The following is a 14552-nucleotide window of genomic DNA, read 5'->3' as shown; positions in this document are numbered from 1 at the left end:
CCCCCGACCCCCACCAGCCGGGCGCACCGCCCGTGCACCCGCCGCGCGTACAGTCCGACCGTGGAAGAACAGATCCGACAGCCCGTCCCCCACCGCCCCGGCTCGCCCGTGCGGTCCGGGATCCCCGAGCATGGGCGCATTCCCAAGTACTACGCCGTCAAGGCCCGTATCGCCGACCTCCTCGACGAGCTCGGCGAAGGCGGCGCGCTGCCCACCGAGCGGGACCTCGCCGAGCGGTACGAGGTGGCCCGCGAGACCGTGCGGCAGGCGCTGCGGGAGCTGCTGCTGGAGGGCCGGCTCCGCCGCTCCGGCCGGGGTACCGTCGTCGCCGGGCCCAAGCTGGAGCAGCCCCTCTCCCTCGCCAGCTACACCGAGGGCGTGCGCCGCCAGGGCCGCCGCCCCGGACGCCACCTCATCGGGCTGGAGCGCTTCCCCTGCCCGCCCGAACTCGCCGCCGGCATCGGCGCCGACGCCGGCGAGCCCGTCTGGCACCTGGAGCGGGTGCTCCTCGCCGACGACGAGCGCGTCGGGCTGGAGAGCACTTACGTCCGGGTCGCCCGCGCCCCCCGCCTCGACGTCGATTTCCAGCCGGACTCCTCCTTCTACGGATACCTCCGCGACAGCCTCGGGATCTCCTTCGGGGACGCCGACGAGAAGCTGGAGACCGTCCTGGCCACCCCCCGCGAGGCCCTGCTGATCGGCACCCCGCCCGCCCTCCCGATGCTGCTCATCCACCGCTTCTCGCGGGACCAGGACGGCCGGCCGCTGGAACGGGTGCGTTCGCTCTACCGCGGCGACCGGTTCAGCTTCACGACCCGCCTGCGACCCGAATAGCCCCGGCGAAACGGAAGAAGAGCCACAAAAGGAAGCAGTTCACATCACGGAAGGATAACGGGTCTAGTCCAAGCGTCGAGGGCTGTTCACCGGCCCGATGCCCGCCGGACCCTCCCGGGTCAACGGCCGACCCGAGCGTGGACGGCGTGAGAGTCATAGTCGTCGGAGGCGGCGTGGTCGGCACCATGCACGCCTGGCAAGCAGTCCAACGCGGCCACGAGGTCGTCCAGATCGAGCGCGAGGCCGAGGCCCGCGGCGCCTCGCTGCGCAATTTCGGCCAGATCTGGGTCAGCGGCCGGGCCGGGGGCGAGGAGCTCGACACCGCCCTGCGGGCCCGCGAGCTCTGGGAGCGGATCGGCGCGCGGGTACCCGGCCTGGGCTTCCGTGCGATCGGATCCCTCACCCCCGTCCGCAACGCCCGCGAGTACGCCGTCGCCGAGGCCGCCGTCGCCCGCCCCGACGCCGCCGCCCGCGGCTACAAGCTGGTCACCGCCGCCGAGGCGCGGGCGATCAACCCCGCCCTGCGCGGCGCCTTCGAGGCCGCCCTGTGGTGCGAGCGCGACGCGGCCGTCGAACCGCGCACCGCCCAGCTCCACCTCCGCGAGGCCCTCCGCGCCTGTGGCCGCTACACCTTCCTGCCCGGCCGCGAGGTCCGCGACCTGGCCGGCCCCGCCGCCGTCCGCGACGACCACGGCGACGTCCACCGCGGCGACGCCGTCGTCCTCGCCACCGGCGCCTGGCTCTCCGGCCTGGTCCGCGCGCTCGCCCCCGACCTGCCCGTACGCCGCGTCCGGCTCCAGATGATGCAGACCGCCCCCCTCGGCGAGCCGCTCACCACCTCCGTCGCCGACGCCGACAGCTTCCGCTACTACCCCGCCTACCGCGGCGACGCCCTCGACGCCCTCAACGCCGAGCAGGCCCAGACGCCCGTCGCCGCCGCGCACAAGATGCAACTGCTGATGGTCCAGCGCCAAGACGGCGGCCTGACCATCGGCGACACCCACGAGTACGAGCACCCCTTCGCGTTCGACACCCTCGAAGACCCCTACGACCACCTCACCGCGGTCGTCGAGTCCTTCCTGGGCCGCCCGCTGCCGAAGATCAGGCACCGCTGGGCGGGCGTGTACGCGCAGTGCACCGACACCAGCCGCGTCGTCCACCGCCAGCAGGTCGGCGAAGGCGTCTGGCTCGTCACCGGACCGGGCGGCCGGGGCATGACCTGCTCACCCGCCATCGCCGAAACCACCGCGAACGAACTGGGCTGGTGAGCCGCATGACCGAAACCCGCACCCCCGGCAAGCTGATCGTCCTCGACATGGCCGGCACCACCGTCGCCGACGGCGGCCTCGTCGAGCGCGCCTTCGAACGCGCCGCCGAACGCCTCGGCGTCGAGCCGGGCACCCCCGCCCACGCCGAGAAGCTCCGGTACGTCCGCGACACGATGGGCGAGTCGAAGATCTCCGTCTTCCGCCACCTCTTCGGTACGGAGGACCGCGCGCAGGCCGCCAACTCCGCCTTCGAGCAGGCCTACGCGGAACTCGTCGACGGCGGCCTCGTCGCCGGGATCCCCGGAGCCCGCGAGACCATCGAGGCACTCCGCGCCGACGGCCACACCGTCGCCCTCACCACCGGCTTCGCCCGCGTCACCCAGGACGCCATCCTGGACGCGCTCGGCTGGCGGGAGCTGGCCGACCTCACCCTCTGCCCCGCCGACGCCGGCGGCCGCGGCCGCCCCTACCCCGACATGGTGCTGGCCGCGTTCCTGCGCACCGGCGCCGTCGCCGACGTCCGCGAGACCGTCGTCGCCGGGGACACCGCGTACGACATGCTCAGCGGCCGCCGCGCCGGCGCGGGCATCGTCGCCGGAGTCCTCACCGGCGCCCACGACCGCGCCGCGCTCACCGGTCACGGCGCCACACACGTCCTCGGCTCCGTCGCCGAACTCCCCGCCCTGCTCACGCGGCCGGGCTCGTCGTGAGCGGCATCCGCTTCGACTCCGTCTCGGTCGCCTACCACGGCACCACCGTCCTGGACTCCCTCGACCTGACCGTCGAACCCGGCGAGGTCATGGCCCTGCTCGGCCCCTCCGGCTCCGGCAAGACCACCGCCCTGCGCGCCGTCGCCGGCTTCGTCCGCCCCGTCGCCGGACGGGTCCTGATCGGCGGCCGGGACGTCACCGCCCTGCCCCCGCACAAGCGGGGCATCGGGATGGTCGTCCAGCAGTACGCGCTCTTCCCGCACATGCGGGTCAAGGACAACGTGGCCTTCGGCCTGCGGGCCCGGAAGACCCCCAGGGCCGAGATCCCGGACCGGGTCACCGAGGCGCTGGAGATGACGGGGATGGCCGCCTACGCCCGGCGCTACCCCCGCGAGCTCTCCGGCGGACAGCAGCAGCGGGTGGCCATCGCCCGCGCCCTCGCCATCCGCCCCGGCGTCCTCCTGCTGGACGAGCCCCTCTCGGCGCTCGACGCGCAGCTGCGCTCCGGGATGCTGGCCGAACTGGCCCGGCTGCACCGCGAACTCCCCGACGTCTCCATCCTGTACGTCACCCACGACCAGATCGAGGCCCTCACCCTGGCCGACCGGATCGCCGTCATGGACCGCGCCCGCCTCCAGGACTGCGGCACTCCGCAGCAGCTGTACCGGGCGCCGCGTACGGAGTTCACCGCCTCCTTCGTCGGCAACGCGAACCTGCTCCCGGTGACGGTCGCCGACGGCGGCGCCGTCTTCGCGGGCCGCCCGCTGACCCTCGACCGGGGCCCCGCGGCCCCCGGCTCGACCGCCACCCTGTGCGTACGGCCGCACCTGCTGGGACTCGGCGAGGGCCCCAACGCCCTGCACGGCACCATCGCCGAGGTGCAGTGGCGCGGCTCCACGCACCGGCTGTACGTCGACGTCGGCGGGCACCGCGTCAAGGCCGACCTGCCCGAGCTGAGGGAGACCCCGGCCCTGGGCGACCAGGTCACCCTCCACTTCGAGCCCCGCGACGCGGTGCTCCTGACGGCGGGGGTCACCGATGCCTGAGGCCGCGCTCCGGCCGGCCGGCCCCGCCCCGGCCGGCCCCGCCCCGGGCGCCCCGCGGACGCCGTCCGAGCAACCACGGCCGCACCGGGAAGCACCCCCGCAGGGGACCCGCCGCCTGCCCCGGGCCGTCTGGGCGCTGCCCCCCGTGGCCCTGCTCGGGCTCGTCTTCCTCTACCCCCTCGCCCTGGTCGTCCGGCAGTCCCTCACCCCCGACGGCGGCGGCGGGCCCTTCGACGCCTACTCCGCCGTCTTCGCCTCCCACGCCTTCCGCGAGGCCCTCGGCACCACCGTGTGGCTGGCCGTCGCCGCCACCGCCGGCTGCCTCCTCCTCGGCTTCACCCTCGCCCTGGTCATCGCCTTCGTGCCCTTCCCCGGAGCCAGGGCCGTCGCCAAGTTCATCGACGTGTTCCTCTCCTTCCCCTCCTTCCTCATCACCCTCGCCCTCCTCTTCCTCTACGGCACCGTCGGCATGGCCAACGGGCTCTGGACCGACCTCCTCGGCGGCGCCGAAGGCCCGTTCCGCTTCCTCACCACCCCCTGGGGCGTCCTCCTCGCGGAGATCACGTACTTCACCCCCTTCGTGGTGCGGCCCCTGCTCGCCGCCTTCTCCCAACTGGACACCGCCCAGCTGGAGGTGGCCGCCGGCCTCGGCGCCCGTCCCGCCCGGATCGTCCGGCGGGTGATCCTCCCAGAGGCCCTCCCCGCCCTCGCGGCCGGCGGCAGCCTCGTCCTGGTCCTGTGCCTCAACGAGTTCGGGATCGTCCTGTTCACCGGCGCCAAGGGCGTCACGACCCTCCCGATGCTCGTCTACGGCAAGGCCATCCTCGAATCCGACTACCCGGCCGCCTGCGTGGCCGCCGTCGTCAACATCGCCATATCCCTCGGCCTGTTCGGCCTCTACCGGGTGGTGGGCAAGCGTGCTGGTGCATAGCAGGGGCGGCCGCTGGGCCGCCTGGACCCTGTTCGGGATCCTCTTCGTCCCCCTCTTCGCCCTCCCCCTCCTCGTGGTCGTCGCCGCCTCCTTCGCCACGCACTGGTCCGGCGCCCTCCCCTCCGGACCCACCACCGCCCACTACGCCTCCGCCGTACAGGGCGACTCCCTCCAGGCCCTGACGACCTCCCTGGTCACGGCCCTGGTCGCGAGCCTCCTCGCCCTCACCGCCGGCACCTGGGCCGCCCTGGCCGCCGCCGCGCTCGGCAAGCGGGGCAAGCGGGTCCTGGACGCCCTGTTCATGCTGCCGGTGGCCGTGCCGTCCGTGGTCGTCGGCCTCGCCGTCCTCGTCGCGTTCAGCCGGCCCCCGCTGCTGCTCAACGGCACGAGCACGATCGTGGTCCTGGCGCACACCGTCCTCGTCACGGCGTTCGCCCACCAGTCGGTCTCGGCTGCCCTGGTGCGTCTCGACCCCGCGTACGAGCAGGCGGCCGCCTCCCTGGGCGCCCGTCCCGCGTACGTGCTGTGGCGGGTCAGGCTCCCCCTCCTGCTGCCTTCCCTCACAGCGGCCGCCGGACTCTGCTTCGCCCTGTCCATGGGCGAGCTGAGCGCCACGATGATGCTCTACCCACCGGACTGGACGCCCCTCCCCGTCCGCATCTTCACCGCCACCGACCGCGGCGCGCTCTTCGGCGGCTCCGCCGTCGCCGTGGTGCTGATGGCCACCACCCTGCTGGTCCTCCTGGCCGTCTCCCGCGTCCGCACCCGCGCCTCCCACCGCTGACCCCCGCGCCGCCCCCGCCCACGCCGCGAACCCCCTTCCCCGTAAGGAACTCCCATGTCCAGAGCGCTCCTGCTCCGCACCGCCACCGCCCTCACCACCGGCCTCGTCCTCGCCGCCACCCTCACCGCATGCGGCGGCGGCTCCACCGCCGCCGACGGCTCCCAGGGCGGCGGCGAGAAGACCGTCACCGTCTACAGCGCCGACGGCCTCAAGAGCGACAAGGGCGACGGCTGGTACGACAAGGTCTTCGCCGACTTCACCAAGAAGACCGGCATCGAGGTCAAGTACGTCGAGGGCGGCTCCGGCGAGATGGTCCAGCGCGCCGTCCGCGAGAAGACCAACACCCAGGCCGACGTGCTGATCACCCTGCCGCCCTTCATCCAGCAGGCCGACGGCAAGGGCCTGCTCCAGGCCTACGCCCCGCAGGGCTCCGACAAGGTCAACGGCGCCGACAAGTCCGCCGACGCCAAGTGGACCTCCGTCGTCAACAACTACTTCGGCTTCGTCTACAACAAGAAGGAGCTGACCACAGCCCCCAAGACCTGGGAGGAGCTCCTCGACGCCAAGTACAAGGGCAGGCTCCAGTACTCCACCCCCGGCGTCGCGGGCGACGGCACGGCCGTCCTCGTCAAGGCCGTGCACGACTTCGGCGGCAAGGACCAGGCGATGGACTTCCTGGGGAAGCTCCAGGCCAACAACGTCGGCCCGTCCTCCTCCACCAGCAAGCTCGCGCCCAAGACCGACAAGGGCGAGCTGCTCGTCGCCAACGGCGACGTCCAGATGAACTTCGCCCAGTCCAAGTCCATGCCGAACCTCGGCATCTGGTTCCCCGCCAAGGACGGCGGCAGGCCCACCACCTTCGCCCTCCCCTACGCGGCCGGCCTGGTCGCCAAGGCCCCGCACAGCGAGAACGGCAAGAAGCTCCTCGACCACCTGCTCGGCGAGGACGCCCAGAAGCTGATCAGCGAGGTCGGCGGCGGCTTCCCGGCCCGCAGCGACGTCAAGCCCACCGACGCCAACGCCATCGCGCTCACCCAGCTGATGACGGGCGTCGAGGTCTTCGAGCCGGACTGGGCCGACATCGACAAGAACCTCACGGGCTACGTCGACGCGTGGAAGTCCGCGACCGGCAGCTGAGCCGGCGCCCGCACGCGCACCCACACCCCCACCCACTTGCTCCTGGAGGAGTACGTGTCCCCTGTCCTGCGCGGACGCACCCTCGCCGTGACCGCCACCGCCACGGCCCTGCTCGCCACCACCCTCGGCCTCACCGCCACGGCCACCGCCGCCCCCGGCGACCCCAAGGCCGCCGCGGAAGCCGCCGCCAAGGCCGCGGCGGCCGCCCCCCGGGTCACCGCCGGGTCCGCCGACAAGGTCCTCGTCATCGGCCTCGACGGCGTGGTCCTCGACCGCCTCGAGGCCGCCGACGCCCCGAACCTCAAAGGCCTGATGGCCGAAGGCCTCACCGCCCGCAGCGCCCTCTACGCGAGCCCCATGGCCGCCACCTCCTCCGGCCCCGGCTGGTCCACCATCGCCACCGGCGTCTGGCCCGACAAGCACGGCGTGAAGGACAACACCTTCACCGGCGGGAACCACGCCGCCTACCCGGACTTCCTCACCCGCGTCGAGAACGCCAAGCCCGCCCTCAACACCTACGCGGCCGCCGACTGGGAGCCCCTCACCTCCACCGACGCCGGCGGCCCGGTCTTCTCCGCCAAGGTCGACAAGCGCCTCTCCCTCAAGGGCGACCGCGACGGCTACGGCAGCGAGGACCCGAAGATCGCCACCGCCGCCTCCGCCGAACTGCGCGACGGCAACCCCGACGCCTCCTTCGTCTACCTCGGCCAGGTCGACTCCGCCGGCCACTCCTACGGCGCCGCCAGCCCGCAGTACCTCGACGCCATCGGCCGCGTCGACACCCTCGTCGGGCAGCTGCTCACCGCCGTCAAGGGCCGCCCCACGTACGCCCAGGAGAACTGGAAGATCCTGGTCACCACCGACCACGGCCACACCGATGCCGGCGGCCACGGCGGCTCCACCCTCCAGGAACGCGGCACCTTCGTCATCGCCAAGGGCGCAGGCATCCCCGCCGGTTCGGTCCGCGACGACGTCAAGCTCGTCGACGTCGCCGCCACCGCCCTCGCCCAGCTCGGCGTCCCCACCACCGGACTCGACGGCGTCCCCCTCGACAGCCCGGACGACGACCCCTTCGACACCCTGCGCCCCGCCCTCCAGGCCCGCGTCGACGAGACCGGCATCCCGGCCGGGACGAAGGGCTTCACCCACACCCCGCCCGCCGGCTGGTCCGTGGACAACTCGAAGATGGGCACGGGCGGCGTCACCGAATGGGCCGGATGGGCCTTCGCCACCGACGAGTTCTGGAGCCAGGCCCAGCGCGACCAGTGGCGCGAGCTGAACGTCCGCTCCCATGACGTGTTCGCCGTCGCCGACTCCGACGAGTGGGACGACAAGACCCACACCGGCACCTTCGACTCCACCCTGATCACCCCCAAGTGGCCCGTCACCGGCGGCACCACGCGCACCCTGGACTTCCAGACGCACTACCGCCACGAGACCGGCCAGACCGCCCAGGTCCTCGTCTCGTACGACGGCGCCGCCCCCGTCGTCGTGAAGACGTACACCGCCGACGCGGTCGCCCGGGCCGAGTCCCTCCCGCTGCGGATCCCGGCGGGCGCCACCGACGTCCAGGTCCGCTTCCGCTACAGCGGGAACAACAACTGGTTCTGGACCGTCGACAACGTCCGCCTCGGCTAGGCCGTCCGGGCCGTGGACGCCCCCGGCGCCCACGGCCCGCGCCCGCTAGGGTGGGTGGTACAGACCACAGACCCACAGGTCAGAGGCGACCAGAGCGGAGAGAAATCCGTGGCAGAGCGCAAGCCGATCGAATCCTGGCTCACCGACATGGACGGGGTCCTCATCCACGAGGGCACGCCGATCCCCGGCGCCGATGCCTTCATCAAGCGGCTGCGCGAGTCCGGCAAGCCCTTCCTGGTCCTGACCAACAACTCCATCTACACCCCGCGCGACCTCCAGGCCCGGCTCAGCCGCATGGGCCTGGACGTGCCCGTGGACAACATCTGGACCTCGGCCCTGGCCACCGCGAAGTTCCTCGACGACCAGCGCCCCGGCGGCACGGCGTACGTGATCGGCGAGGCGGGCCTGACCACCGCCCTGCACGACATCGGCTACATCCTCACCGACCACGAGCCCGACTACGTCGTCCTCGGCGAGACCCGCACCTACAGCTTCGAGGCCATGACCAAGGCCGTCCGCCTGATCAACGAGGGCGCCCGCTTCATCTGCACCAACCCCGACGAGACCGGCCCCTCCACCGAGGGCCCCCTCCCGGCCACGGGCGCGGTCGCCGCGCTGATCACCAAGGCGACCGGCAAGCAGCCGTACTTCGCCGGCAAGCCCAACCCGCTGATGATGCGCACGGGCCTCAACGCCATCGGCGCCCACTCCGAGAGCAGCGCGATGATCGGCGACCGGATGGACACCGACGTGCTGGCCGGCCTGGAGGCGGGCATGGAGACCTTCCTCGTGCTGACCGGGCTCACGACGGTGGAGGACACCGAGAAGTTCCCCTACCGCCCGACCCACACGGTCGACTCCATCGCGGACCTGGTCGACCTGGTGTAGCCGTGGGTGCGGCCGCCGGTGTGGCCGTTGGTGCGTACGGCTGACACGTACGGGCCAAGAGAGCGCCGCTCCGGATGCGGAGCGGCGCGCCGCGCGTGAACCTCCTCATGAGGAGGTTCACCATGCGAAGTTCTCTGATCGCTCTCCGTGCCGCGACGGTGGCCGTGACCCTGGCGGCCTGCACCGCCGTGACCGCCCCCGCCGCCCTCGGATTCGAAGGGGACCGCGGCGGTGTCTCCGTCGAGCCGAACCCGGCCGGACCGGGTGACCGGGTCAAGATCCGCGTCCGGGCCTGCGAAGGCGACTGGGCCGTGGCCCGTTCCCCCGTCTTCGACTCGGAGGTCCGGCTGCGCAAGGGCCACGAGGACCCCCGCACCCTCTTCGGCGAGGCCGAGATCCGTCACCACGCCGACCCCGGCTGGCACGAGGTCCGCGTCCGGTGCGAGGGCCGGGACGAGGGCCCGCGCGGCGCCGTGGAGGTCCGCCGCGACCACCGCCCCGACCCCCACCACTCGCCCGTCTGGCCGGTGCACGCGGGCGGCGGCGCGATGGCCGCCCAGGTCGCCGAGACCACCCGGTTGGCTTCCGCGTCCGCCGCGAAGAAGAGCCACCACGGCGACGGCCCCGGCCTGCCGCAGACCGTGATCGGCGCGGTCCTGGCCGCCGCGGCCACCCTGGCCGTCGCCGGGCGCGCCCTGGCCCTGCGCCGCCGCCGCAACGACGGATGAGCGGGCCCCGGTTCGCCGCCGGGGGCCGACTGCTGACCTTCACCGCCTGGTCGGTGCTGGTGCTCGGCCTCTGGCTGTGGGGCAAGGAGATCACCGCGGGGCCGGAGGGCCCGCTCGCCGGCCGGCCCGGCGGCCGGTCCGGCCCGGGCCTGCCGGCCGCGCGGGCCCCGCTGACGGCGGCGATGCCCGCGCGGGTCGACGTACCGTCGCTGGGGGTGCAGGCGCCGGTGATCGCGCGGGGCCTGGACCGGCAGGGGGCGGTGGAGCCGCCGCCGTACGAGCTGCCCGGCACGGTGGGCTGGTGGGGCGCGGGCCCCGCGCCCGGCGCGGCCGGGGCGGCGCTGATGGTGGGGCACGTGGACACGAAGTCCAAGCCGGCCGTCTTCTTCGGCCTGAGCACGGTCAAGCCGGGGGCGAAGATCCGGGTGGCGCGGGCGGACGGGACGGTCGCCGAGTTCACCGTCGAGGACGTACGGGTCCACGAGCGGGCCGGCTTCGACCCGCACGTGGCGTACGGGCCGCGGGTGGCGGGCCGCGCCGAACTGAGGCTGGTGACGTGCGGGGGGAGCTACGACAAGGCCGCCGGGCAGTACTCGGCGAACGTGGTGGTCTCGGCGTACCTGACGGGCGTGGGGACCCGGGCGGGCGCGGCGGCGTAGCACTGCCGGCCCGTTGCCGGCCCGTCGGCGCCCCCGGAGAACGAAGAAACCCCCGCAGCTTTCGCTGCGGGGGTTTCCCCTTGTCTGTGCGCCGCCAGGGACTCGAACCCCGGACCCGCTGATTAAGAGTCAGCTGCTCTAACCAACTGAGCTAGCGGCGCTTGCTGACAGGGAAAACTCTACCCCACTTCCAGAGGTGCTCGTGACCAGCCGCGCCCGCGTTGTCCGATTAACCCATGTTTGAGGGGTTTGTCGTGCACGATATGTCTGGGCCGAACCGCATCTGACGCTCCGTCGGATACCTGGGTGGCCCGGACCGACGACGAGCAGGAGCGATCGGGCCCGATCCGGCCCGGTCAGGGGAGTGGACGGAACAGCATGACGACGCAGCCTCCGGTGCACGTACAGATGCCGATGCCGATGCCTGTCTTCGAGGAGTACGAGCCCGCCGGCGACTGCGCCTGTCCCGGGTGCGTGCGCCGGCGCCGGACCCTGGTCCGCGGGCGGGCCATAGCGCTGCGGGAATGCGGGCTCCCCGCCGTACGCGGGGCCCGCCGCGCGCTGGTCCTGGCCACGGCGGCCGGGGTGGTCCTGGGCGGCGGCGGGCCGGCCGCCGCGCTGGCGGCGGACCACCCGTCCCCGCGGGAGCCCCGGCCGTCCGAACCCCTGCCCGGCCCGGGGCGCGCGGCGGCCCCCGCGCACGAGGCGGGTGCCGGGCATGCGGCGGGTGCCGGGCATGCGGCCGGACCCGGTCCCTCCGCCCGCGACACCCCCGGCAGCCCGCAGGGCGGCCGGGCCCCGCTGCACGGCCGCCCGCGCCCCCCGGCGTCCGGGCCGGGCCGGCCGGGCGCGCCCTCGCTGGCGCGGCGCATCGACCGGGCCACGATCATCAACCGGGCCAAGCTGTGGCTGGAGGCGCAGGTCCCGTACAGCATGTCCGAGTACTGGACGGACGGGTACCGGCAGGACTGTTCGGGCTACGTCTCCATGGCGTGGAACCTGGGGACGAACGAGTGGACCGGCAGCCTCGACACCTTCGCCACGAAGATCACCAAGGAGGAGCTGCTGCCGGGGGACATGCTCCTCTTCCACAACCCCGCGGACCCCAACAAGGGCTCGCACGTGGTCCTCTTCGGCGGCTGGGGCGACGAGACGCACACGCACTACATCGCCTACGAGCAGACCCCGCCGGTCACGCGGCGGCTGGCCACCCCGTACGGGTACTGGAGCAACGCCGCCAAGTACGTCCCGTACCGGTACAACGGGGTGGCCGGCGCGTCCCTCCCGGGCGACTCGGTGCCGCCCGCGCCGCAGCCCGCGGCGGACTTCCCCGGGGCGTCGAAGTTCGGGCCCGGCGCGGACAACAAGTACGTCGCCGAGCTGGGCCGGATGCTGATCGACCGGGGCGGCCTGCGGTTCTACCCCAAGGGGCCCAGCACCAAGTGGAGCGAGGCCGACCGGCAGGCCACGGAGGCGTTCCAGTTGGCGCAGGGCTGGACGGGCGCCGACGCGGACGGCATCCCGGGGCCGGACACCTGGCGTCTGCTGGTCCAGCGCCAGGGCAACGACATCGTGCCGACGGGCCGCACGACACCCCCACCGGCCCCCCACCCGGCCCCGCGCCCCGCCCCGCGCCCCGTCCCCGGACCGGGCGCTCACCCGGCCCCTGACCCGGGCGCTCACTCGACCCCTGACCCGGCCCCTCACCCTGTCCCCGCCGGGGTCCCCGCCTACCCCGGCGCGAGCGTCTTCCGGCCGGGCCGGACCCACCCGGCGATCGCCGCGATGGGCCGGCAACTGCTGAAGAAGGGCTTCGGCACGTACTACACCTCCGGCCCGGGCCTGACCTGGACGGAGGCCGACCGCCGCAACGTCGAGGCCTTCCAGCGCGCGCAGGGCTGGCGCGGCGCCATGGCCGACGGCTACCCGGGCCCGGAAACCTGGCGCCGGCTGTTCGCATGACGGAGGCAACGATGTACCCCCACCCCACCCGCACCACGTCCACGACGGGCACGTTCCACCCCCTGCCCCCGTCCGCCCTCCGGCACCCGACCCCTCCCGCCGGCCCGGTGGCGTCGCCCGGCACCCCGCCGGTTCCGACCACGGTGCGGGCGGCCCGCTCCGGGGACGTACCCCCGGAGCGAAACGGGCCGGCGCCGCTCCCGGCCCGCGCCGGGACGGCGAGGCCGCACGGGGCCCCTGCGGCCTGGGCCCCCGACCCGACACGCGTGGTCCGCGCCATGGACCCCGCCCGACAGCAGCCGCCCGGGCCGCGCCCCGGCCCGCCCCACCCGACGGGAGCCACCGCCTACACCGCGGCCCCCACCACCCCACCCCACCCGGCCCCACACCCCGGCCCCCGGCCCCAGCCACCCCACGCGGAGCCGCAGGCTGCGGCCCCGTCCCGGATGTCCCCCGCGGAGCCGCAGGCTGCTTCCGTGTCCCGGCCGCCTCAGTCGGAGCCGGAGGCTGCGGCCCTGTCCCGGCCGTCCTACTCGGAGCGGCGGGCTGCCTCCGTGACCCGGCCACCTCACTCGGAGCCGCAGGCCGCCGCCGCGTCCCAGCCGTCCTACTCGGAGCCGGAGGCTGCGGCTTTGTCCCGGCCGTTCTACCCGGAGCTGCAGGCTGCCCCCCTGTCCCGGATGTCCCACGCGGCGCCGCATGCTGCTTCCGCGTCCCGGCCGTCCTACGCGGAGCCGGAGGCTGCGGCCGCGTCCCGGGGGTCCCACGCGGGGCCGCAGGCTGCCTCCGCGCTCCGGCCGCCTCGCGAAGAGCCGCAGGCTGCCGGCCCGGCCCGGACGCCCCGGGAGGCACCGCCCGCGAATGTCGCGGCGATGTCCGGGGCCTGGCCGGCGGAGCACCCCGTCGGAGCTGACCCGATGGCTCGGCCGAAGACCGCGGAGGCCCCGGGCCGGCTGACGGCCCCGCCCGGGGCCGCCGCCCCTTCCGGGACGGAGCCCTGCGTCGCGACGCCGGATCCGCAGCCGCAGGACGCGCAGCTCCGGGCCGGGGAACCGGACCGGGCCGGGGCGGGGGAGCCCGGGCGGGCCGCGCCGGAGCCCGGTCGCGTGACCGACCCCCTGCACCGGAACCGCCCGGCGGCACCCCCAGCCGCAGCACCCCCGGCCCGTCCCGGCCACCCCGCCGCCCCTCCCGCCCAGGCCGGCACGCCCGTTCCCGCGCCGGAGGCGGCGGCCCCGTCCGGTACCTCCGTTCCGGTCCGGGAGGCGGAGGCGCCCGCCCGTGCGGCCGTTCCCCTCCCGGAGGCAGCGACCCCGGCCCGCCCGGCCTTTCCCGTGCGGGAGGCGGAGGCGGCCGGTGCGGCCGTCGCCTCGGATGTGGTGGCGCCTGTTCGGGCGTCGGAGGCCGTGGCCCCGCGCCGTGTGACTGCTCCGGTCCCGGACGCGGAGGTCTCGGCCCGCCCGGCTGTTCCCCTCCGGGAGGCGGAGGCGCCCGCCCGTGCGGCCGTTCCCCTCCCGGAGGCAGCGACCCCGGCCCGCCCGGCCTTTCCCGCGCGGGAGGCGGCGGCGGCCGGTACGGCCGTCGTCCCGGATGTGGTGGCGCCCGTTCGGGCGTCGGAGACGGCGGCCCCGCGCCGTGCGACTGCTCCGGTCCCGGACGCGGAGGTCTCGGGCCGCCCGGCCTTTCCCGTGCGGGAGGCGGCGGCAGCCGGTGCGGCCGTCGCCCCGGATGTGGTGGCGCCTGTTCGGGCATCGGAGGCCGTGGCCCCGCGCCGTGTGACTGCTCCAATTCCGGAGGCGGCGGCCCCGGCCCACGCGGCTGTTCCCGTCCCCGAGGCGGGGGCCCCGGCCCGTGCGGCCGTCGTCCCGGGGTCGGTGGCCTCCGCTTGCTCGCCCGTTCCGGCGTCGGAGGCTGGGGCCCAGCGCCGTGTGACTGCTTCCGTCCCGGGGGTGGCGGCCCCGGCCCGC

At 74.7% G+C, this 14552-nt stretch carries 12 protein-coding genes and 1 tRNA gene; 12 read left to right on the top strand and 1 reads right to left on the bottom strand.

Annotated features, from left to right (window positions below):
* The first annotated feature begins 60 nt into the window (after nucleotides 1–60).
* The 11 genes from ACZ5NJ_RS07410 to ACZ5NJ_RS07360 all read left to right on the top strand — a co-directional run bounded on the left by ACZ5NJ_RS07410 (nucleotide 61) and on the right by ACZ5NJ_RS07360 (nucleotide 10623).
* Nucleotides 61–834, top strand: a complete 774-nt coding sequence (locus ACZ5NJ_RS07410) for a GntR family transcriptional regulator (protein ID WP_468763732.1) — start codon at nucleotides 61–63, stop codon at nucleotides 832–834.
* Nucleotides 835–980: 146 nt separating this feature from the next.
* The gene (locus tag ACZ5NJ_RS07405) at nucleotides 981–2102 is read left to right on the top strand and encodes a TIGR03364 family FAD-dependent oxidoreductase (RefSeq protein WP_468763731.1); all 1122 of its coding nucleotides are present in this window, start codon (nucleotides 981–983) and stop codon (nucleotides 2100–2102) included.
* A gap of 5 nt (nucleotides 2103–2107) precedes the next feature.
* Nucleotides 2108–2812, top strand: a complete 705-nt coding sequence (locus ACZ5NJ_RS07400; protein ID WP_468763730.1) for a phosphonatase-like hydrolase — start codon at nucleotides 2108–2110, stop codon at nucleotides 2810–2812.
* A complete protein-coding gene (locus ACZ5NJ_RS07395) occupies nucleotides 2809–3858 on the top strand; it encodes an ABC transporter ATP-binding protein (RefSeq protein ID WP_468763729.1) in 1050 nt (349 codons plus the stop codon). The genes ACZ5NJ_RS07400 and ACZ5NJ_RS07395 overlap by 4 nt, the downstream gene beginning before the upstream one ends.
* A complete protein-coding gene (locus tag ACZ5NJ_RS07390) occupies nucleotides 3851–4789 on the top strand; it encodes a 2-aminoethylphosphonate ABC transporter permease subunit (protein ID WP_468763728.1) in 939 nt (312 codons plus the stop codon). The genes ACZ5NJ_RS07395 and ACZ5NJ_RS07390 overlap by 8 nt, the downstream gene beginning before the upstream one ends.
* Nucleotides 4776–5573 carry an ABC transporter permease gene (locus ACZ5NJ_RS07385; protein ID WP_468763727.1) on the top strand — a complete coding sequence of 266 codons (798 nt, stop codon included), beginning with the start codon at nucleotides 4776–4778 and terminating at the stop codon, nucleotides 5571–5573. The genes ACZ5NJ_RS07390 and ACZ5NJ_RS07385 overlap by 14 nt, the downstream gene beginning before the upstream one ends.
* Nucleotides 5574–5627: 54 nt before the next feature.
* Nucleotides 5628–6710, top strand: coding sequence for a 2-aminoethylphosphonate ABC transporter substrate-binding protein (locus ACZ5NJ_RS07380; RefSeq protein ID WP_468763726.1), 1083 nt, complete (start codon nucleotides 5628–5630; stop codon nucleotides 6708–6710).
* Between the two features lie 54 nt (nucleotides 6711–6764).
* Nucleotides 6765–8348: an alkaline phosphatase family protein gene (locus tag ACZ5NJ_RS07375; protein WP_468763725.1), complete on the top strand. Its 1584-nt coding sequence runs from the start codon at nucleotides 6765–6767 to the stop codon at nucleotides 8346–8348.
* A 108-nt stretch (nucleotides 8349–8456) separates the two neighbouring features.
* Nucleotides 8457–9236, top strand: coding sequence for an HAD-IIA family hydrolase (locus tag ACZ5NJ_RS07370; RefSeq protein WP_468763724.1), 780 nt, complete (start codon nucleotides 8457–8459; stop codon nucleotides 9234–9236).
* 122 nt (nucleotides 9237–9358) lie between these two features.
* The gene (locus ACZ5NJ_RS07365; protein WP_468763723.1) at nucleotides 9359–9964 is read left to right on the top strand and encodes a hypothetical protein; all 606 of its coding nucleotides are present in this window, start codon (nucleotides 9359–9361) and stop codon (nucleotides 9962–9964) included.
* Complete coding sequence (locus tag ACZ5NJ_RS07360) at nucleotides 9961–10623, top strand: class F sortase (RefSeq protein WP_468763722.1); 663 nt, start codon at nucleotides 9961–9963, stop codon at nucleotides 10621–10623. The genes ACZ5NJ_RS07365 and ACZ5NJ_RS07360 overlap by 4 nt, the downstream gene beginning before the upstream one ends.
* Before the next feature lie 87 nt (nucleotides 10624–10710).
* Here the strand turns inward: ACZ5NJ_RS07360 and ACZ5NJ_RS07355 are convergent.
* Nucleotides 10711–10784, bottom strand: a tRNA-Lys gene (locus ACZ5NJ_RS07355).
* Nucleotides 10785–11037: 253 nt separating this feature from the next.
* Here ACZ5NJ_RS07355 and ACZ5NJ_RS07350 point away from each other — a divergent pair.
* Entirely contained in the window at nucleotides 11038–12585 is a 1548-nt protein-coding gene (locus ACZ5NJ_RS07350) for a peptidoglycan-binding protein (protein ID WP_468763884.1), read from the top strand.
* Nucleotides 12586–14552: the final 1967 nt, after the last annotated feature.

Source organism: Streptomyces sp. NPDC032091, from assembly GCF_055580265.1.
This window is presented reverse-complemented; position numbering and strand designations above follow the sequence as displayed.

Coding starts and splice junctions, on each gene's coding strand:
- ACZ5NJ_RS07400 (WP_468763730.1), top strand. CDS start 2,108: ATGACCGAAACCCGCACCCCCGGCAAGCTGATCGTCCTCGACATGGCC.
- ACZ5NJ_RS07390 (WP_468763728.1), top strand. CDS start 3,851: ATGCCTGAGGCCGCGCTCCGGCCGGCCGGCCCCGCCCCGGCCGGCCCC.
- ACZ5NJ_RS07380 (WP_468763726.1), top strand. CDS start 5,628: ATGTCCAGAGCGCTCCTGCTCCGCACCGCCACCGCCCTCACCACCGGC.
- ACZ5NJ_RS07365 (WP_468763723.1), top strand. CDS start 9,359: ATGCGAAGTTCTCTGATCGCTCTCCGTGCCGCGACGGTGGCCGTGACC.
- ACZ5NJ_RS07360 (WP_468763722.1), top strand. CDS start 9,961: ATGAGCGGGCCCCGGTTCGCCGCCGGGGGCCGACTGCTGACCTTCACC.
- ACZ5NJ_RS07350 (WP_468763884.1), top strand. CDS start 11,038: ATGCCGATGCCTGTCTTCGAGGAGTACGAGCCCGCCGGCGACTGCGCC.